Annotated in this window: 15 protein-coding genes and 1 other annotated feature; of the genes, 1 reads left to right on the top strand and 14 read right to left on the bottom strand. The window is 40.7% G+C overall.

What is annotated here, in order from left to right; translation table 11 throughout:
* Positions 1-290: 290 nt before the first annotated feature.
* The 10 genes from DFR59_RS03685 to DFR59_RS03635 form a co-directional block, all read right to left on the bottom strand.
* Complete coding sequence (locus tag DFR59_RS03685) at positions 291-3,332, bottom strand: efflux RND transporter permease subunit (protein WP_114744281.1); 3,042 nt, start codon at positions 3,330-3,332, stop codon at positions 291-293.
* Between the two features lie 299 nt (positions 3,333-3,631).
* Positions 3,632-3,868, bottom strand: a complete 237-nt coding sequence (locus tag DFR59_RS03680; protein WP_114744280.1) for a hypothetical protein — start codon at positions 3,866-3,868, stop codon at positions 3,632-3,634.
* A gap of 172 nt (positions 3,869-4,040) precedes the next feature.
* Positions 4,041-5,354: a VPS10 domain-containing protein gene (locus tag DFR59_RS03675; protein WP_114744279.1), complete on the bottom strand. Its 1,314-nt coding sequence runs from the start codon at positions 5,352-5,354 to the stop codon at positions 4,041-4,043.
* 90 nt (positions 5,355-5,444) lie between these two features.
* Positions 5,445-6,596 carry an acyl-CoA dehydrogenase family protein gene (locus DFR59_RS03670; protein ID WP_114744278.1) on the bottom strand — a complete coding sequence of 384 codons (1,152 nt, stop codon included), beginning with the start codon at positions 6,594-6,596 and terminating at the stop codon, positions 5,445-5,447.
* A gap of 90 nt (positions 6,597-6,686) precedes the next feature.
* Positions 6,687-8,060: a hypothetical protein gene (locus DFR59_RS03665; RefSeq protein WP_114744277.1), complete on the bottom strand. Its 1,374-nt coding sequence runs from the start codon at positions 8,058-8,060 to the stop codon at positions 6,687-6,689.
* A gap of 773 nt (positions 8,061-8,833) precedes the next feature.
* Positions 8,834-9,691, bottom strand: a complete 858-nt coding sequence (locus tag DFR59_RS03655) for an STAS domain-containing protein (protein ID WP_158538302.1) — start codon at positions 9,689-9,691, stop codon at positions 8,834-8,836.
* A 210-nt stretch (positions 9,692-9,901) separates the two neighbouring features.
* Entirely contained in the window at positions 9,902-10,816 is a 915-nt protein-coding gene (locus DFR59_RS03650) for a ketopantoate reductase family protein (protein WP_114744274.1), read from the bottom strand.
* Positions 10,817-11,033: 217 nt separating this feature from the next.
* The gene (locus tag DFR59_RS03645) at positions 11,034-12,485 is read right to left on the bottom strand and encodes a carbon starvation CstA family protein (protein ID WP_114744273.1); all 1,452 of its coding nucleotides are present in this window, start codon (positions 12,483-12,485) and stop codon (positions 11,034-11,036) included.
* Positions 12,486-12,634: 149 nt separating this feature from the next.
* Positions 12,635-13,369, bottom strand: coding sequence for a LytR/AlgR family response regulator transcription factor (locus DFR59_RS03640; protein ID WP_114744272.1), 735 nt, complete (start codon positions 13,367-13,369; stop codon positions 12,635-12,637).
* A 1-nt stretch (position 13,370) separates the two neighbouring features.
* Positions 13,371-15,107, bottom strand: coding sequence for a sensor histidine kinase (locus DFR59_RS03635; protein ID WP_114744271.1), 1,737 nt, complete (start codon positions 15,105-15,107; stop codon positions 13,371-13,373).
* A gap of 152 nt (positions 15,108-15,259) precedes the next feature.
* On the opposite strand from DFR59_RS03635, the gene mscL reads away from it, so the two are divergent.
* Entirely contained in the window at positions 15,260-15,646 is a 387-nt protein-coding gene (mscL, locus tag DFR59_RS03630; protein WP_114744270.1) for a large conductance mechanosensitive channel protein MscL, read from the top strand.
* Between the two features lie 201 nt (positions 15,647-15,847).
* On the opposite strand, the gene DFR59_RS03625 is transcribed toward mscL, so the two are convergent.
* The 4 genes from DFR59_RS03625 to coaW all read right to left on the bottom strand — a co-directional run bounded on the left by DFR59_RS03625 (position 15,848) and on the right by coaW (position 19,926).
* Positions 15,848-16,168: a DUF3889 domain-containing protein gene (locus DFR59_RS03625; RefSeq protein WP_114744269.1), complete on the bottom strand. Its 321-nt coding sequence runs from the start codon at positions 16,166-16,168 to the stop codon at positions 15,848-15,850.
* Between the two features lie 109 nt (positions 16,169-16,277).
* Entirely contained in the window at positions 16,278-17,714 is a 1,437-nt protein-coding gene (gene proS / locus DFR59_RS03620; RefSeq protein WP_114744791.1) for a proline--tRNA ligase, read from the bottom strand.
* Between the two features lie 51 nt (positions 17,715-17,765).
* Positions 17,766-17,980 (bottom strand) — a binding site (T-box leader).
* Between the two features lie 53 nt (positions 17,981-18,033).
* Positions 18,034-18,951, bottom strand: a complete 918-nt coding sequence (locus DFR59_RS03610; protein WP_114744267.1) for a 1,4-dihydroxy-2-naphthoate polyprenyltransferase — start codon at positions 18,949-18,951, stop codon at positions 18,034-18,036.
* A gap of 168 nt (positions 18,952-19,119) precedes the next feature.
* Complete coding sequence (gene coaW, locus DFR59_RS03605; RefSeq protein ID WP_114744266.1) at positions 19,120-19,926, bottom strand: type II pantothenate kinase; 807 nt, start codon at positions 19,924-19,926, stop codon at positions 19,120-19,122.
* Positions 19,927-19,931 lie beyond the last annotated feature (5 nt).

Genomic DNA, 19,931 nt, shown 5'->3' with positions numbered 1-19,931 from the left:
ATGGAACCGAATGTGTTTTTGCAACCAAATGAATAAACACAAAGCAATAAGAAAACGACCGCTCGAAATCATTCCGGTCAAAGTGGAACCGCAAAAGTATAGACCTGAAAATAAAACACAGCGAATTAAAAAATTAATGGACAGACTCTCATACAGATTGGACAGCTAGTCTTTTGGAGGTAGCCCTGCATTTCCGGCAATTGGCCCTATAAAGACCATTCGCCATACATAATGCCAATAACGTACAAGACCCGTCACCCAAATTAAGGGAACGGGTCTTGCGTTTATGCTCATCCAGCTTGTGATTGAAGATCTTTCTTCTGTTTTTTTAACTTTTTCACCGGATGGAAAAGGCTGTATAATACCGGAACAATGAAAAGTGTCAATAATGTGGATGTAGTAAGCCCTCCTATGACCACTACTGCGAGTGACGAGGAAACGATGCCTGCGTGTGCAGAAACGGCCATCGGAATAAGTGCTCCAATGGTGGCGATAGCAGTCATCAAGATCGGGCGAAGTCTAATGACCCCGGCATCCAATAGCGCTGCATGCTTCGGCATACCGCGTTTTTCATTTTGCTTCACCTTATCCACTAATACGATGGCATTGGTCACAACAATTCCATTCAACATAAGAAGTCCAATCATAGCAGGCATTCCTATTGGTTCACCTACAATGAATAAACCAAGTAAAGCACCAATGAGAGAGAACGGAATGGCAAATAGGATGACAAATGGTCCTTTTCCTTCACCAAATGCAATTACAAGAGTCATATATACAAGCAATACACTGACTCCTATGGCTATGCCCATATTCTTGAATCCCTCATCCATCGCAGCGGATGCACCTTCCTTATAATAGGTGACGCTTTTTGGAAGTGCTAAATCTTCTATCGCTTTATCGGCGTTCTTTGTGACCTCACCAGTCTTTGCATCCGTAATCTGTCCATAAACCATGACATATTCGTTTCCATTCAGATGGGTGATCACATCACGATTCTTCACCTTTTTTAAGGTGCCGATTTCTTTCAATGCAACTGGCTCTCCCATGACATTCAGGATTTTTTGCTCACCGAGTTTTTCCAATGAGGATATGGCTCCCATTTTCAACCCCAAGGTGACATCCGTTTTCTCATTATCCATCTCAATTGAAGTCACGACATCACCATTCAACATATCGCGAAGGTTCTTTCCTACCATGCCGGCCATCAAACCATGTTCTGCAAGTTTTTTGTCGTCCATTTCAAGGCTGATCTCGGGTTTATCCCCTTCTAATGAGGAATGAACATCAGCCATTCCTGGGATTTCTTTTATTGCTTGAACCATCTTGGTGCTTGCTGATTTTATTTCTTCAAAGTCAGATCCCTTAACAACCATGACATATTGCGATTCTGCTCCACCAGCCAGACCGCCTAAAGCTGTCACTGAAATCTCCTGTGGTTCCTTAATGGATTTAAAGGAATTCCGCAAACTTTTTACCAGAGCATCCACATCAGTGATGCTATCTTTCACATGAAAAGTAATTGAAGCTCTTTCATATTGTCCATTGACACTCGTGCTTACTAGACCAATTCCTTCAGTATCCAATAAAATCTCTTCAACCTTGTTGGCTGCATCACTTGTAAGGTTAGGATCTGTGCCTTTATCCATTGTAATATTTACGTCAAAATCACGTGATTCTTCCTGTGGTAAAAATGTTGTTCCCAATTTAGGTCCGATGATTGCTGCAGTGGCAATCAACAGGATCAAGGCTGCAGCCATGGTGATTAAACGGTGGCGAAGGGACCAGCCAATACTTTTGCGGTAAATACGCTGTATCCCAGTTTCTTTATGCTCTTTAGGTTTCACCTTCAATAAAAATATTCTGGACAGCAGCGGGACAATCGTTATCGCCACGATTAATGAAAACACCAATGAAATGACTATAGTCCAGGCAAGTGGTGCAAAGAAATTCCCGACGATTCCTGGAACAAAAGCCATCGGAAGAAAAACAGCAACAGTTGTTATTGTTGAAGAAGTGATGGCTGCAGCCACTTCCCTTGTAGATTGTTCAACTAACTTTGCGGAAGGTTCTTTGGAAGCCCTGACCCTTCTGAAAACATTTTCAATGACCACTATCGAGTCATCTACTACCCTTCCGACCGCAACGGCAATCCCTGCCAATGTCATGATATTCAATGTATATCCCAGCATATTCAACACCGTGAATGAAGCCAAAATGGATAAAGGGATTGAAATGATGGCAATCAATGTTGAACGGATGTTGCGCAGGAACAGTAGTGTTACAAGAACGGCCATGCCTGCTCCAAGAAGGGCTTCCCTTAACATGGTATAAACTGATTCCTTAATTTCTACGGATTGATCCCTCAAAGTAACCAGCTTATAGCCTTCAGGAAGTTCAACATTCTTCATTTTCTTTTTTATTTCATCTACGATACCAACAACATTTGCCCCGCCTTCCACTGAAACGGCAAATCGAACTCCTTCTTTTCCATTGATTCTTGTGAAATCAGTCACGTTTTGGCTTTCGTAAGATACTTCAGCCACTTTGTTCAAGTCAATGACCGGTAATTGTCCAGGCTGAGAAGGTTTTAGGAACAGTTTGATATTTTTGATTTCCTCCAGAGATGTAAGTTCTTTGCTGACTCGAACCGGAAGAACCTCATTTTCACTTTTGATATCTCCTGTAGGAACTGTAAAATTGTTAGCTTCAATCGTCCTTTTAACATCCTCAAGTGTCAATCCGTATTTGGTTAATTTCTCAGGAATCAGCCGAATAAAGACATTTTTATCTTCTATCCCGCCAACATCTACTTTACTGAATCCCTCAATCGATTCCAGTTTAGGTACAACTTTATCTTTCACATAACTTTGCAATTTCTCATTATCGCCTTTTGAATATATTCCAAGTGTATATACTGCAGGGTCTGCATCTGGCCCCTGTTTGATCAATTCTGGGTTCCCGGCAGTATCAGGCAGCTTTACTTTATCAATTGCTGAGCGGACAAGTTGTTCAGCATCTTTCATTTTTACATCTAAATTGAACTCCAATGTTTCGTAGACTGCATTCGCTCCTCCATCAGTGTACACATTCTTTACACCATCAATATTCATTAATTCTCTTTCCAGTGGTTCTCCTATATCCCTGGTTGATTGCTCAGGTGAAGCACCTGGATATGGAATCACCACTGTTAGATAAGGGATATCTACATTTGGATATTTTTCAATATTGATTTGCTGAAGAGAATAGATGCCTCCTCCCACAACCAAAAATACCATCAACAATAATGCTACTGTGTTTTTCATACTAAATTGAATAACTGACTTGATCATCTTAAAACCCCAATCCCCATTTGATTAAAAACATCAACTTTATCATAATAAGATGTTCTTTGTATTTTTTCCATATTTTTCTTCACCTGATTCATTATATCCTCAGAGAGTATATGCAACCATGCCCCAGGGATTTAACTTTTTATGAGTCTTAAGACTTAGAAAAGTTTTTAACTTTTACTAAATGTCTATTTTTAGACAAAAAAAAAGCCCTAATCAGGGCTGGGTTAGGAAGATTAATGATTGCAATTGTTATTAAAAATATTTTCCTATTTTTCGAAAATCTGAATCCACTTGCCTTAAGCGCTTACTTCTGCCACACGGTATGAATTCTCCACTAATCCAATGACTTCAAAACCATTTGCGAAATTATTATATTTTTCTTTATGATGGCAGCTGCTGCAATTGATTTCAACTGAATTGAACGATGTACGGAACTCGCTTCCACAATCACGGCATTTCACTATATGAAGATCCTCTCTTGTCCCCAGCTTATCGAACAAAATCACTTCTTTACCTTTTGTAATGAAATTCATCTTTCAAACCTCCTATTATTCTCTTCTTGTGCGTTTAGTAAAAAATACCCGATGGAATTGCTATCAAAACGTAAAAAATGAAAATTGTACCAATATTTTTAAAAAATCACCTTTTTCGTATGTAAAAACCGGTCTCCTTAAATGAAAGGAAGACCGGTCAACTGTACAATTTCTATTTTTTAGAAAAGACTCTCATTTTACTCCAATTCATTCCGCCATTTGAGGTTGCATAAAGTACAGGACCATTCTCATTATCATTTATGATCCACCACCCATGATCCCCATCCGCCATAGCAAGCAGGCTTTCTCCATATCCTTGGAGTTGTGTCTTCCCGTTTATCCAGGTCTTGCCTCCATCCTTGGTCCAGCCTACAGTATTTGGCACTTCACACGCCGGACAATTGCCTCCCTGGAATGCGATATCCTTATTCACAACATATAGTGGTCCAGGTTTTGAACCGGTATTCTTAGGTATTTCATTATGCGGTTCTTCCACACCTGGGGCTGGCCCGCCTCCAGCAGTCGAATTAGCAAGTACCTTACGCCAGTTCTTTCCGGAATCTGTTGTATGAAAGAGACTATAAGAAGTCTGTGTCATACCAGTGCCGCCAATCAATTCCACCCATGCATCGTTTTCCCCCATTGATCGAATGATGCTCGATTGAAGTTCATCTTCGTATGGTCCTGAGTATGTTCCCTTCCAGGTTGTTCCGCTATCAGTCGTTTTCTTAATTAAGATTTTCTTATCTTCCTGGACAACTGCCCAGCCATTTTTCTGATCATGGAAGTATGTTTCACCTACAGCATTTTTAGGCATTTTCAACTTGCTCCAAGTCTTCCCGCCATCAGTTGAACGGTAATTGGATACAAATGCATCATTTACGGAAGTGAAATGGAGGAATCCATCAGCAGGCATCCTGCCAACAGGCTGCCAATGCTTCCCTCCATCAGTTGATTTTAATAATCTCTTCCTGTCTGGCGTATCTCCATCACTCGAAAAAACCGCCCAAACGTGTTTGCCGTTCAATGCAAAAATCTGTTCGACGGTTTGTTCCCCTTGGTATTGAATCTGCCAATTTGCCCCGTTATCATCGGACCGGGCTATATAACCTTTACCTCCGATCCATCCAGAAGATGTGTCAATCATGCGCAAAGCCGTAACTTCTTCAATTTGTACATTGTCATTATTTGATTGTGTATCAGCCGGTGGAGGAAGTGTATCGGTATCTGAACCAGATTTAGAATCAGATTCTCCATTCGTATTCTTTTCATCCTGCCGGCTTTGTGAGTCACCCGAATTTTGTCCACTCGTATCATCAGTTGACGATTGTTTATCTTCAACATGGCTATTATCATGGTTTTCCTGAACCTTCCCATTGTCACTTGAGGAAGCTTCTTCTCCTGGCCAAAAACTGCAGCCTGTGATGAGTGTTGCCATCAATACAGCTGCCGCCATAAAAATCGACCATTTTATAATTCTATTCATTTTTTACAGCTCCTTTATCATACACACTTTGTATATATGACGTAATCAAAATGAAATGATTACAAAGTTAGCCATAAAAAATAAATTCACTCATTTATTTCTGTTAAGTGCGGTATTTGCCAACAATTGAATGGTCATATCATCCATCGGTGGATTATGAAGTCCTGCCCTGACATCCCGGTAGTACCTTTGAAGGGGATTTTTAGCAGAGAGGCTTCTGGCACCAACGACTCTCATGGCTAAATCTACAATTTCCATAGCAGCATTTGTGACGATATGTTTTGCAGCTCCCAGTACAGGAAGCATCTCACTTCGGTCGGATTCTCCTGATTCGTCCCACTTCTTCGCAGCTGCATACAGATATGTCCTAGCATTCATCAATTTAAGCTCCATTTCACCGATTTTCTGCTGAACATTAGGCAAATCGGAAATGGTTCCTTCAATACTGTTTGGCGAATATTCCTTGGCAAATGAAATGGCATAGTTTTCAGCTGCCTGAGCAATACCGAGATAACATGCAGGAATGTGAAGCAGCCAGCCTTCAGGTCCTTTTTTTCCTTTATTGCGATTATCCACATGATACTTGAGCGGGATCTGAACGTTTTGAAGGACGAGGTCATGGCTTCCTGTTCCCTTCATCGCAATACTGTCCCATGTCTCTTCAATGCTGACTCCTTCAGAAGCCCTTGGAACAAGGAAATTGCCGACCTCTTCTGAATTGGCAATGGAAGCACTGACAATGATATAGTCCAATGCAGGCGCGAGACTGGTAAACGTTTTTCGTCCATTCAGCACCCATCCATCACTATGCATTTCTGCCGTGGTCTCCGGCTTACCGCCTCTAGTCGGACTGCCCGTACTCGGTTCAGTGGCCGCAGCATTGATCAGGGAACCATTCAATGCTTGATGGAAAACAAGTTCGAGCATGTCATCTTCCCAGCTTGTTTTTTCACCAAGATTTTTGATGATGCCCATGTGCCATCCAATCGCCAGAGCAGTCGATCCATCACCCTCTGCTATCTTTTCTTGCAGTTGAAGCATTTCCGTTAATGTGATTTCCATTCCCCCATATTTTTTAGGGACTGTGAGTGCGGTGTAGCCTGAATTTTTCAAATCGGACATATTTTCATGTGGGAACTCATCGTTTGTATCATACATATAAGATCGTTCCAAGAAACGCCTGCTTAATTCTTCCATTAATGCCATGCGTTCATCTTCCGTTTTGGTTTGTTGAAAATTCATCGTAGAACCTCCGTCAATTGGTCTTTATCAATATTATTGTAGAAAGGCCAACTTAATTCAAACCATGCGCATCGGAATTATAAAATAATATTATTTGTTTTCTTCTTTAATTGTTGCCGTAACATCTTCTGATAAATCAATTTTATATTTTAAATGGTTGATTTTAACATGCATATCTTTTGCAAGCTCGTAGAAATAAAACGGCACAGTAACCCCGTTAGCCGTTGACCCGTCTGAGCGGAAGACATTTGAAACTTGTGCATATTCTCCTTTTTCGTTCTGGACCGTAACCTGCAGAGGAATCCTATATTTTCCATCTGTTCCTCCGTAGCCCGGTGTCAGTATTTGATCATCAAGATACGGTTCATTCTTGTCAGATGTTCTCCCTGGGTCTAAGCCGATAAAGATATTAAACCCTTGGTTATTTAAGGTCATATTCTCTAAGAAAATTTTAGCATTATTTTTTTCGTAGACCTTCGAATGAAGGATCCGACCTTCTTCATGTCCTTCCATCATCTTTTGAACATCATTCAAATCAAATTGAACTTCCTCATTTCCAAACCAACTGATTCCGTTTAGATAGAAACCAATGGATTTAGGAGTCTTATTAAACGATTCAAACCCCAGTTTATATACTTTTTCTTCCCCATTCAGTCCCATTTGGTACCTTAAAAGTCTTTGCTCCTTTTGATCTGAATGGATTACAAGATCGACGCCATCAAGACTCTCCTCTTTATAAGCCGAGTCATACTTAAGGTAAAGGAAAGACATTTTCTCGAATACTTCTATTTTTTCTATCGTTATCTTTCTCTCTCCTGCTTGGATTGTTTTATTGATATTCCAAGTATGTAGGATCGGTTCTTTGTAATCAAACTTAATGGGAAATTGAACATCATCCATCACGACTATATCCCCATTCATTTTAAAGAGAATCCTCATTGGATATTCTCCATCTAAATGAACCTCAGGAATTTCACCAAAGTCATCAAAAGAATTCATTTTTAGGACATAATGCATCTGATGATCGTAAAAAACCCCTTTCGGCGGTTTGTTTGCTGTATCTTTCGGTTCAGTGGGTAGAGTGCTATGCATAAAATCGACTGACACAATATATGGCAGTTTGTTTCCCGGATTTTTCAGCATTCCAGTCTTTTCATCTGCATCAATACTATAAAGAGCATATAATTCCTTTCCGTTCAGCCACATTTGTTCCATATGTATTTGTTTTTCAGAATTTGGGATTTGAATATCTTTTTTTATTTCTTTTACGGAACCCTCTGCCTCAGCCTTCTTCAACCCTGGTGCATTTTTGTAGAGCAGTTCTTTCCACTCTTTTGTGTTTTCTGCATGTGAAACATTCCCTTTTGGTGCATCCTCTCCGATAAAAGCATTAATAACGAAAATGGCTGCCACTAAACCAACAATCCATAAAAGTTTTGTCCCATTTTTTCTTTTTTTCTCCATAAAAAGTTTCCCTCTCTTTCCCCCAGCACTTCAAATTTCCATTCATTTCCTTGAATAAGAACTATTTTACCATGAATACTCTTATTTTCGGAAAAATCCGATGATTTTGTCGAATAAAAAAACCAATACTCTCCTAAAAAGAGCATTGGCAAATAGATCAGTTATTACATGAATAGCGGTGCATCGGATTCTTGATCTTTTTTTCATAAACTTTCTGCAATGAATACAATATTATGGATTTAGACATAAATAAAAACCATAACTGATATCTTTTTAATCTACCTTGTTGAAATATCCCTATTTTCGTAAAAAGGAAATTAAAGGGATATATGAACAAAGAATCAACGACTGCATTAAGACCGAGATAAAAATAAAAATTCCCGTAGCTTAATGTTAAGATCCAAAGTGAACCGGCGAAAAAAGGTCCGCATATAAATGGTGTCTCAACTGTCATCTTTGGAAATAACTTTTTCGTGATATTCCACCATTTCAGTTTTTTAACAAGATAAGATTCCAAAAAAATGATAAGGCTCATTCCAATGGTTGCAGGTGTGAATCGTTTAATATTTCTCCAGCCCAAATAAGGGACTGTCGCCCAAGAAATAATCACCATTCCAATCAGAATGAATTTATACTTATTCATGATTTAGCCATCTCCCTTTTTGGATAGCTTTTGCATGAAGAAAAATAGTATACCTGCTGAGAGTCATCAATTGAAAAGATGCTTACTTTCAAAAAAAAGAGCCCTGCACTACAGCAGGGCTCAGGACTTACTACAATGTATTTGCCTTTTTGACTAGAAAATTGTGATCGTTCAAAGCTTGCTTTAAGCTGCTGTGGGTCGAAACATCCTTAAAGTTAATCCCCAATTGTACTGCGGTCTGTGCAACTTCAGGACGTATGCCTGACAGGATTGATTGGACTCCGATTAATTTCAAGGAGCTCATGATTTGAAAGATTTGGTGCGCTACCATTGTATCGATGATAGGTACACCTGAAAGATCTATAAATAACTGGGACAAATTTTTTTCGGCACTTTGTTCCAATGTGGACTCCAGTATTTTTTTTGCTCTTTCGGTATCAATGTCACCTATGATCGGCAATATTCCGACTTCCTCTGTCACAGGGATGATAGGCGAACTTAGATCATGTATCATTTGCTGCTGGGCAGAAAGTCTTGTAGCCGTCAGTTTAAAATACTGTTCAGCAAACTTTTCAATGATCTGATCAAACGTTTCTTGCAGATGTCGATTCCATGAGAGTAAATCAGCAATATTGATCTGATCATTTTCTTCCGTGAACCGTTCAATCAGGTCAAGGAATATCAATCTGAATATTTTAAATTGATGCAGGGTTTCATTAATGGCTGTATAGGTGTTTACCCGATCATCAGCCACCGCTGCCGCCCATTCCAAAATATTTTTTGTAGCTTCTTCTTTATTCTCTATGAAGCTTTCTGCTACGAGTTGGATAAAAAGTCTGTTTTGTTCGATCAGTCTGTTTTCAATATGTGAAGATATATTTTTTGAATAGACAGATCCAAAATCTCCTCTTGATGCTAACCACTCATTGGTCATTTCGCTTGATGAATCCATAATGTATTGATGTAAGTCTCTATTTTTTTGGTTCATTTGGCATTCCTCCGCTGGACTCCCTGTGGTTTTCCTTAAGAAGAGAATCATCTTTATTTGAAAAAATATTTCTTGTTTATGAAATATATAATTTGACTCTAACATATTACAAAAGAGAAGTCAGCCTACCTACTTCCTGAATATCTTTCCATAAAATTCTCGCTTAATTAAAAAGGGGCCTGCAGCACGCAAGCCTCTAATCAATTTCCATTATTTGTTACTCTCGTATACCTTCAAGTTTGCATATATGACATCCAGCACAGGGGTTTGAATATTATGATGGGTGGCTAATGCTTTCATATGGCCAAAAAGGTGTTCTGCTTCGATATCCTGCCCTTTTTCCATATCACGTTGGAGGGAAGATTTCATCCCCTGGCCGATTTCTTGCAGTTTTGATTTTAGGATCTCATCGATTCCATTAAGAACGGGAGCTTTGATGGCAATAACGGTTTCCTTAACTTCCGCAATCAGTTGATGCATTATGCTCCTGCTCTCTGGTTGTTCGCGGATAGGACCGATAGGGGATCTAAACAAGGATGTCACCCCTGAAAATGTAGAGATGAATAAATATTTATGCCACATTTCCTGCATAATATTTTCTGATAGTCTGAACTCTGCTTTAGACCCATGTAATGCTTTGTTAAGCAGTAAAATTGATTCCGTCATTTCTCCATCCCGCGGACCGAATACAGTTTCATGCATCGGACTGGTATGGTGAATCCCCCCATTTGAATCAAGGGTGGATTCGATGAAACATAATCCTCCCAGTATATTTTCTTTTTTAAAATGATTCTCCAACAGTTCTAAATGGGAGATTCCATTCAACAATGGAATGATAAGTGTGTTTTCATTTGTATATGGTTTTATATCTATGACAGCTTTATGGAGATGATAGGCCTTGGTCGAAAGAAACACTGCATCAAAGGAGTCGTGTTCCTCGCCAGAAACGAGTACCTTTGGTTCAATATGTATATTTCCGTGTGTAGATTGAATGGTTAAACCGTTTTCCTTAAGCTGCTCTTTTCGCTTTTCCCTGACAAGAAATGTCACATCTTCTCCTTTTTCGGCCAACCTCCCGCCAAAATAGCCTCCGACAGCTCCTGCTCCCACAATTAATAATTTCATTTAGATTTTCCTCCCTCTTAAATTGTAAAAGCCCCACAACTAAATGTCATAGGGCTATACTAATTTTAACTAAATACCATAAGGCCAGCAATCACAGCTATGACAATCAGTATTGAAACGATTTTGATCCCGATAGGAATACTGTCTTTGCCGCGATCATTTAATTTTTCTTCTTCCTCATTTACAATGGTACGATTGCCCGGACTGCAGCACCCCATTATGCAACACTATTCCATCCTGAAATATCTTCTTCAAGTGGAACTTCTTTCGCACGCGCTTTATTCGCTGCAATAAAGAATATGACCGTGATGGCAACTGTAATGACCGCTCCAATCACATAAGAAACATTTAATGATAGACCGAAGCCGATTCCAGCGTTGAAGATATAGGTCATGGTCGCCATTGTCATGAAGATGCCTGGAATGATGGCAATCCAATAGTTCTTTTTCGCAATGAACAGATACATTGCTCCAACCCAAAGGGCTATGACCGCAGTGGATTGATTGGCCCATGAGAAGTACCTCCACAGTAATGTGAAATCGATTTTAGTCAGTGCGAAAGAAATCACGAACATTGGAATAGCGATCCAAAGACGGCTCATGATTTTTCTCTGTGAAAGATTGAAGTAGTCAGCGATAATCATCCTTGCGCTGCGGAATGCAGTGTCCCCTGACGTAATCGGCAGGATGATGACCCCAAGAATGGCAAGAGTACCACCTACAGAACCGAGCATCAATGTCGAAGCTTTGCTGACAATTCCAGCAGGTCCGCCATTGGCAAGCATATCGTTTAAACCACTGTATCCATCAAACAAACTCATAGCTGCAGCTGCCCAGATCATGGCAATGATGCCTTCTGCAATCATCATTCCGTAGAAAATCTTTCTTCCTTGTCCTTCTCTTTCTGTAGTCCTTGAAATAATTGGAGTCTGTGTTGCATGGAAGCCTGAAAGAGCACCACAGGAAATCGTCAAGAATAGCAGCGGGAAGATCGGTGCATGACCCGGATGCATATTTTGAAGTGTCAATTCAGGAATTGGTGCACCTGTCCAAATCAATCTTACCCCAACTCCAACAGCACTGATTAGAAGCAGCAATCCGAAAATCGGATAAAAGCGTCCAATGATTTTGTCAATTGGAAGAATAGTCGCAAGAACATAATAAAGAAAAATGACCCCTAAAATGATTCCCAAGCCCATCCAGCCATCCATCAGATTATAAAGAAGATCTGCTGGAGATGTAACAAAAACCGTTCCTACAAGGAGTAGAAGCAAAATAGCAAATGCATTGACGACATGCTTCATGAATTTTCCGAGGAATTTACCTGCCAATTCCGGAAGATGAGCTCCCCGGTTTCGAATAGAAATCATACCAGTCAAATAGTCGTGCACTGCACCTGCAAAGATGCACCCGACGACGATCCAAATGAAAGCAACCGGACCATACAGGGCACCCATGATAGGACCAAAAATCGGACCTACGCCCGCAATATTCAATAGCTGAATCAATGAATTCTTCTTTGTATTCATAGGCAGATAATCCACATCATCTTTATGGGTATATGCTGGAGTAGTTCGTGCTTCCTTAACCCCAAACACCTTCTCCACAAATTTCCCATACGTGAAATAGCCAATGATTAAAAGAATGATTCCCCCTAAAAATGTAAACATTTCATTTCCCCCTTAGCTTACTAAAATAAATGAATGCGCTTACACCAAGTATAAGGGATGTGAATATTCTAAAAGTTAAAAAAGGGCTAACATGTAGAAATTCAAGTACAAGAGGTTGAATTCCTGAGTTATCCTGTATATAACAACACTTAGATTTCTAGTTTCGCCCTCAGTTCTCTCACATAATTGCGGCTGACAGAAAGATTTCCTTCCATCCCTTTCAGCTCCAGCTGATAAGTGCCGCTGAACCAAGGCGTCAATTTAGCCACATAATCAAGATTTACAAGGATGCTTTTATGTATGCGGAAAAATGAAAATGGCGAAAGACGATTTTCCATTTCTTTTAAAGGCATCTTTGAATCAAATTCCTTTTTCAATGTAACGATTTTTGTTAATTTATCTTCTCTATGGATATAAACAATTTCATTCGGATCGAGGTAGAAGATTTCCCCTTCCCCTTCAACAGCAAGCTTCCCGACTGGTTTAACACTTTCATTGGATTGAGCAGGGGCAGAAAATTGTTTTTCAATCCTTTTAATTGTTTGGTCAAGCTGAATTTCATCATATGGCTTTAATAAGTAATCGATCGCTTCATAACGAAATGCTTCTGCGGCAAATTGCGGATAAGCCGTTGCAAAAACAATTAAAGGGGGGCTTTTCAATTCCATCAATGCCTTTGCAGCTTCCATCCCGCCCATTTTCGGCATTTCAACATCCAAAAAAACGACATCCGGCTGCAGTTGAATCGTTTTCATCACAGCACTTTCCCCATTGTCCGCTTCACCAATGATGGAAAAGTGAGACCTTTCATTCAACAAATGTTTCAACTCTAATCTGCTGTAGTGTTCGTCATCTACGAGCAGTACACTGATTCCTGAATTCATTTCATCCTTCCTCCCTTGATGGGATGAAAAACGATACCATCGTCCCTTCCCCAATCTTGCTTTGAATCTTCAATGTCGATTTTGGCCCGTACAATATGGAGAGTCTCCTATTGATATTATATAAAGCAAGTCCTGAACCTGACTCGGAAGCCATTAATTCCTTTCCCATCCGCTCCAGCATCTTCTCTTCAATCCCGTATCCGTTGTCCTTTACCCCTACAATTGTCCCTTCACTTACTGTTTGAACTGAGATTTCCAGGTTCCATTGTTCTTGTTTATCCCTGAACCCGTGCTGACAGGCATTTTCCACCAATGGCTGCAGTGTCAGCGGAGGGATTTTCACTGTAAGTGCCTTTTCATCTATTTGGTATTCAATCTGGATCTTATCGACAAATCGTGTTTCTACAATTGAAAGATATGCTTTCACATGATCTAACTCATTCCCGATGGTTGTAGTCGTTTCGGTTGTCCCATGCAAATTCTGCCTGATGAAATTTGAAAACGAAACAAGCAGCTTCCTTGCTTTATCAGCATCAACCCTAATGAGTGAAACGATGGTGTTCATCGTATTGAATAAAAAATGAGGATGAATCTGCGCCTGCAGTGCTTTGATTTCTGCCTCTTTCGCTAATTGAAAGGCATGCTCAGCTTCAGCCATCTCCAATTGGTTGCTTAAAAGGCTGCTAAGTCCTGATATCAATTCGATGCTGATATTGTTGATTTCTTTCTCCGATTGAAAATAAATTTTAAGCGTCCCTGCTGTCTTCCCCCTTTGTCTTAACGGTGCAATGACGGCAGCATTAAGCGGGCAGTCCTTTTTAACACAATCAATGGATTTTTCATTGGCAACGATCATTTCCCCTGTCTCAAGCACCTGTCTTGTAATCTGTGTTTGAATGGGTTCATCGGGACAATGATGATCCCTCCCCTTGCCAATATGAGCTAAAATTCTTTCTTGATTTGTTATTGATACGGCACAAGCCTTCATTTCTTCTATTAAAATGCTGCACACCGCTTCCGCTGATTCCCCATTCAATCCTTTCCTCAAAAATGGAATGGTTTTATTTGCTATCCTTAGTGTCACCTGAGCTTGAAGGGCACCAGCCTTTTCTTCTTCACTCACCACATTTTTAATGACCAGCAAAAACAGGGCAGAACCGATTCCATTTGCAAAAATCATGGGAATGCCAATCATTTCAACAAGATTCAATGCTTTTAAGAATGGATCGGCTAAAAAAAGGATGATGATCATCTGTACCATTTCTGCACCTGCCCCAATGAAGAAAGCATTGGTGAGTTTGATTTGCCGATGTTCTTTATGAAAAGCTCCGGCAATTATCCCTGCTAAAATAGTGGCTAGACCACATGCAGCCGCAGTAAAACCCCCTAGCGTGAAACGATGGATGCCGGCAATCAATCCGGCACCGATTCCCACTTTGTATCCTCCAAGCAGACCAGCAATCACGACACCGATCACCCTCGAGTTCGCAATCGCTTCATCATGGGTCAATCCGCTCGCCCACCGGTTAAAGTCCAGTGAATCTGCATTGAATGTCACTCCGCTGTATGTACCAATGATTCCAAAAAAGCCGAAAAACAGGATGGCGATATATTGCTGTTTCTTTTTTAATTCCCTCTCATAAATCATTGCCCTGAAAAATCGAAAGCGTGTCAAAATAAAAGCAATGGTCACAATGATGCCAAGCCGCTCAAGCATGGTCAATAACAGGACAAACATACTGCACCCCCTATTCTATCAAACAAAATTTCTGAATCTATTTATATTTTAGTCATTGTCGCTTTGGCTTTTCAAGATAATCCCCTTCTTTTACAAGTGAATCTTTTTCGCTATAATAATCGGAGAATACATATAGAATTGGAGCGAAACATATGTGGCAGGAATTTAAAAAATTCGCCTTGAAAGGGAATGTAATGGATTTAGCCATTGGGGTCATTATCGGCGCTGCTTTCAGCAAGATCGTGACATCCTTGGTAAATGATATCATTACACCGATTGTCGGAATGTTATTGGGAGGTATTGATATCTCCAAACTTTCCATCGACTTTTACAAAGCACACATTACCTACGGTGCCTTCCTACAATCAGTCGTTGATTTCTTCATTGTAGCTTTTTCCATTTTCTTTTTTGTTAAACTTATCACACAGTTCAAACGTAAGGAACAAAAGCCCGCTGCCCCGAAAACAGATCCACAAGAGCTGCTTTTGCGTGAAATAAGGGATATCTTAAAAGAGCAAAGTGTCGAGCGTGGGCAATAAAGAAAAAGAAGCCAAATAGGCTTCTTTTTCTTTTGCATATTTTTTAATAGAAAAGAAAGTATAAAGATTCTGAGTGAAGTGGTGTCCAGCTCCAGCGCCTAGCCCCTCGAGTCATAAGCCGTACCTCTACGGAAATCAGGATTTCCTTCGAGTTCCGTCTTATGCTGGTCGGAGCTGTTCGATGCGCCTTCGCTTTTCTTATCACCGAGGCGTCTTCATTAAGATGATTCTTTTGACTTGATCCGTTTTGGGGTCGAATTCGATTGTCACATATACCCCGAATTCTTTCTTGCCTTCCTTCAGCCAAAGCTTGAATTTTTCAACCTCATCGGCCCCTTTGATCTCCCGGCCGATATGCAGGTAGTCTACGACATTCGCTTTAGGGTATTTTTGTTTTGTTTTTTCAACAGCCAATCGCCCCCACTTTGCATAAGGGGGAACCGGTTTTTGCGCATGTGCCATCCCCAATATGCAGAAATTCAGGGCAAAAATAATGGCTGCAGTTCTCCAAAGCTGTTTCATTCAGTGCAACTCCCATCCGTTCATATAACTCGTAGTTTCCACGGAATAAGAGGATTTATTCTTTCCAAGCATCTTTCATTTCATTGGAAGAATGTTATAATTCGTATATTTAGTATGCTTTAGCCCAATAGACTAATTGATCTGCCTTGTTTCCACAGCACATGCAGGAATCAGAAATCTTTTCTTGTTCAAATGGAATGCATCTGGAAGTTGCCCCTGTCTCTTCTTTGATTTTTTCTTCACAGGCAAGTTCCCCACACCACATACCTTTTACAAAACCAGGGTTGTCATTCAGGCTATTTTGGAGCTCTGTCAAATTCATTGCGAGATTCGTTTTCTTTTCGCGGTGGTCTTTTGCCTTTTCCAGGAGGTTTTTCTGTATTTCTTCAAGAAGTTCAGGAATTTTAGTATTCAACTCATCTATACTGACAATTTCTTTCTCTCCTGTATCCCTTCTTGCAAGGACCACTTGATTTTTTTCGATGTCTTTCGGCCCGATTTCAAGGCGGAGCGGAATGCCTTTCATTTCATATTCATTGAATTTCCATCCTGGCATCTTATCACTTGCATCAATATCAACACGAACAGCCTTTTTCAAGGAATCGCGCAATTCATAAGCGCGGTCCAAGACACCCTCTTTATGCTGGGCGATTGGGACGATCATGACTTGAGTCGGTGCAATTCTTGGCGGCACTACAAGTCCTCTATTATCCCCATGGACCATGATCAAGGCCCCGATGAGCCTGGTGGTGATTCCCCAGGAAGTTTGGTGGACATGCTGCAGCTCTCCGTTTTTATCGCTGTATTGAATGCCAAAGGATTCAGCAAACCCTGTGCCTAGATAATGGGAAGTCCCTGACTGCAGTGCTTTCCCATCATGCATCAAGCTTTCAATTGTATAGGTGGAAACTGCGCCTGCAAATTTTTCTTTTTCCGTTTTCCTGCCTTTGAGAACTGGAACGGCAAGATATTCCTCGCATACGTTCGCATAGACATCCAGCATCTTTAATGTTTCATCCATAGCATCCTCTTCATCCGCATGGCATGTATGGCCCTCCTGCCATAAGAACTCCAATGAGCGAAGGAACGGACGTGTTGTCTTTTCCCAGCGCACCACGTTGCTCCATTGATTGTAAAGCATTGGGAGGTCGCGGTAGGAGTGAATGATATTGGCGTAATGTTCACAGAAGAGAATTTCAGATGTCGGCCTTACACATAAACGTTCATGAAGCTCTTCATCACCCCCGTGAGTCACCCAGGCTACTTCAGGTGCAAACCCTTCAATATGGTCCTTCTCTTTTTGAAGGAGACTTTCAGGAATAAAGAGCGGCATGTAGACATTCGAATGGCCTGTTTCTTTTATTTTTGCATCAAGCACATCCCGGATATTTTCCCAAATCGCATATCCGTAGGGACGGATGATCATTGAGCCCCTTACAGAGCCGTAGTCAACCAGGTCTGCTTTTTTTACTACATCTGTATACCATTGTGCAAAGTCTGTTTCCATTGCCGTAATTTCTTCTACAAATTTCTTATCTTTTCCCATGTAGTTCACCCATCTCTCCAATAAATTTGTACGCAAAAAAGCCCCGATCCATAAAGGGACCGAGGCTTGGTGGTACCACCCTTGTTTGCCAAAGCAATGCTTCTTTGGCACACTCTTTTTGTTAACGGATCTTCTCCGCATGCATCTTCAATTGATGCTGAACTCCAAGGCAGGTTCAAATGCTGTCCCATAGGAATCTTTCACCACTCAATTCCCTCTCTGAAATAGGACTGCGGCATTTTACTAATCCTTTTCAACGTTTCATTTATTTAGTTAAAAATTAATATATTCAGTTTTTCCGATAAAGTCAATAGAAATTTTATTTTTCAATAAAAAATTGAATTAAAAGTGCGATGCATATCAAAAATCCAAAGATTGTGTTTGTTTGGGCAGTTGCCTTCATGGCAGCCATCATTTCCTTGGCAGACGTCCTCCCCTTAAAGCCTTTAACTGCATCGATTGGTTTTTTTATACTCAAAAGAACAAGGAGCAGCCACGGAGAAGCAGCGTCCCAGATGACCAGCCCAATAATCCATGCATAGGCAGCGATAAACATGCCGGCAAGGATTACGACAGCACCTTTAGGTCCGATCAGGATGGCGAGTGTTTTACGGCCGAACTCCCTGTCTCCCTCAAGATCGCGGATATTATTTCCCATATTGATGGCGCCAACCAAAATAGCTACGGGTACGGAAATCAATATACTTTCACGGGAAACAATGCCTGTTTGAATAAAAAAGGAGATTAGTATGAACATACTGCCCATAAATAAGCCGGCCAGAACTTCACCAAAAGGAGTGTAAGCAATTGGCAGCGGTCCGCCTGTGTATAAATAGCCGACAGCCATTCCGGCAAGCCCGACCATCGCCAGCCACCAGCTGCTGCTCATACAGATGTACACGCCAAGCAGGATAGAAAGACCATATAATAATAGAGCAGCATTTAAAATTGTACGAGGCTTTAACTCGCCCTTAACGATTGCCCCTCCGATTCCGACGGATTCTTTCGTATCCAACCCTCTTTTGAAATCATAGTATTCATTAAATAAGTTCGTGGCTATTTGAATGAATAGGCAAGCAAGCATCATGGCCAAGAATAAGAAAAAATGGAATCTCGAATACAATAAAGCCAGGATGGTTCCTATCAGGACCGGAACAAAAGAAGCAGTCAATGTATGTGGACGAGTTAACTGCCACCAGACTTGGCCCCAATTCGGACTTTCAAAATGTGAATTCATTATTATTCTTCCTTTCACTTTCTGCGGGTCGTTCATTCAGAAGTATTCTATATTGATTTAATCATGAATACTTCATTCTATCAATGCAGAAACCCTAGCATGGGCAAATTCTGATATATCATTTTTCATTAAAAAGGACTGGCATAAGCCAGCCCTACAATCCCCTGTTCAATTCCCCGAAAGCATTGCACCAATCGCTCCGACAAATGGACCTCTATCAAGAAAATGGGGGGTGTAGTCCATCATTTTCCTGAATGTCGCAAGCCTTTTTCTAAAATATGTATTACCTTCAATGGCCCCTCCCACAAATACAATGTCCCTGACTCCCTTGGACAGTGCTGCCTGAGTGGAGAGGAGTACAATTGTTTCCGCTGCCATATTAGTGACAGCTGCCATTTGATCTTCCTTTGAAAATGTGTCCATTCCATACACCTTTCCAAAGTTAGCAGCTGTCAAGTCACCTGGAATGGGCGTATCATCCGATTCAAAAATATCACGGACCTGAAGATCCAATTTTCCTGCCTGCCCTTTTTCTGCAAGCTCCATTAATTCATGAAAATTTGTGCTCCCAGTCAATAATCGCCCAAGACCAAGGATAGAACCTCCTCCAATTCCACTGCCAAGGAGCCTCTCTCCTTTTCCTTGGTGGATATACTGAATGGATGTTCCTGTTCCAATCATGGTCAAGATATAGGCACCCATTACATTCTTTTCCTTTTTCAGCAGATAATCTGTTCCGATTGCCGTTGCCTCAAACTCGGGAATGACTTTACTTCCTTGAAAATGATTTCTCAGTTTCACAGCTTTTCCTCCGGTTAAAACCACTTTATGATTTAAACTGAGAAACGAAATCCATCCCATAAATTCGTCTGTTTGCTCATTACTGTACATTTTTGTGTGCAGCATGCCATTCTCAAAATAAGCAATCTTAATAAGAGAACCGCCTGCATCTATACCAATTTGTTTTTTATCCATTTTCT

Source organism: Falsibacillus pallidus, assembly GCF_003350505.1.
In the GTDB taxonomy this organism is placed as follows: domain Bacteria; phylum Bacillota; class Bacilli; order Bacillales; family DSM-25281; genus Falsibacillus; species Falsibacillus pallidus.
This window is presented reverse-complemented; position numbering and strand designations above follow the sequence as displayed.

Bases quoted from the DNA above. Each gene is read 5' to 3' on its own strand.
- DFR59_RS03645 (WP_114744273.1), bottom strand. From the start codon at position 12,485: ATGTTTACATTTTTAGGGGGAATCATTCTTTTAATCATTGGCTATTTC.
- DFR59_RS03655 (WP_158538302.1), bottom strand. From the start codon at position 9,691: ATGAACCAAAAAAATAGAGACTTACATCAATACATTATGGATTCATCA.
- DFR59_RS03635 (WP_114744271.1), bottom strand. From the start codon at position 15,107: ATGTTTGTCCTGTTATTGACCATGCTTGAGCGGCTTGGCATCATTGTG.
- DFR59_RS03640 (WP_114744272.1), bottom strand. From the start codon at position 13,369: ATGAATTCAGGAATCAGTGTACTGCTCGTAGATGACGAACACTACAGC.
- DFR59_RS03670 (WP_114744278.1), bottom strand. From the start codon at position 6,596: ATGAATTTTCAACAAACCAAAACGGAAGATGAACGCATGGCATTAATG.
- DFR59_RS03675 (WP_114744279.1), bottom strand. From the start codon at position 5,354: ATGAATAGAATTATAAAATGGTCGATTTTTATGGCGGCAGCTGTATTG.
- mscL (WP_114744270.1), top strand. From the start codon at position 15,260: ATGTGGCAGGAATTTAAAAAATTCGCCTTGAAAGGGAATGTAATGGAT.
- DFR59_RS03650 (WP_114744274.1), bottom strand. From the start codon at position 10,816: ATGAAATTATTAATTGTGGGAGCAGGAGCTGTCGGAGGCTATTTTGGC.
- DFR59_RS03680 (WP_114744280.1), bottom strand. From the start codon at position 3,868: ATGAATTTCATTACAAAAGGTAAAGAAGTGATTTTGTTCGATAAGCTG.
- DFR59_RS03685 (WP_114744281.1), bottom strand. From the start codon at position 3,332: ATGATCAAGTCAGTTATTCAATTTAGTATGAAAAACACAGTAGCATTA.
- DFR59_RS03610 (WP_114744267.1), bottom strand. From the start codon at position 18,951: ATGAATTCACATTTTGAAAGTCCGAATTGGGGCCAAGTCTGGTGGCAG.
- coaW (WP_114744266.1), bottom strand. From the start codon at position 19,926: ATGGATAAAAAACAAATTGGTATAGATGCAGGCGGTTCTCTTATTAAG.
- proS (WP_114744791.1), bottom strand. From the start codon at position 17,714: ATGGGAAAAGATAAGAAATTTGTAGAAGAAATTACGGCAATGGAAACA.
- DFR59_RS03665 (WP_114744277.1), bottom strand. From the start codon at position 8,060: ATGGAGAAAAAAAGAAAAAATGGGACAAAACTTTTATGGATTGTTGGT.
- DFR59_RS03625 (WP_114744269.1), bottom strand. From the start codon at position 16,168: ATGAAACAGCTTTGGAGAACTGCAGCCATTATTTTTGCCCTGAATTTC.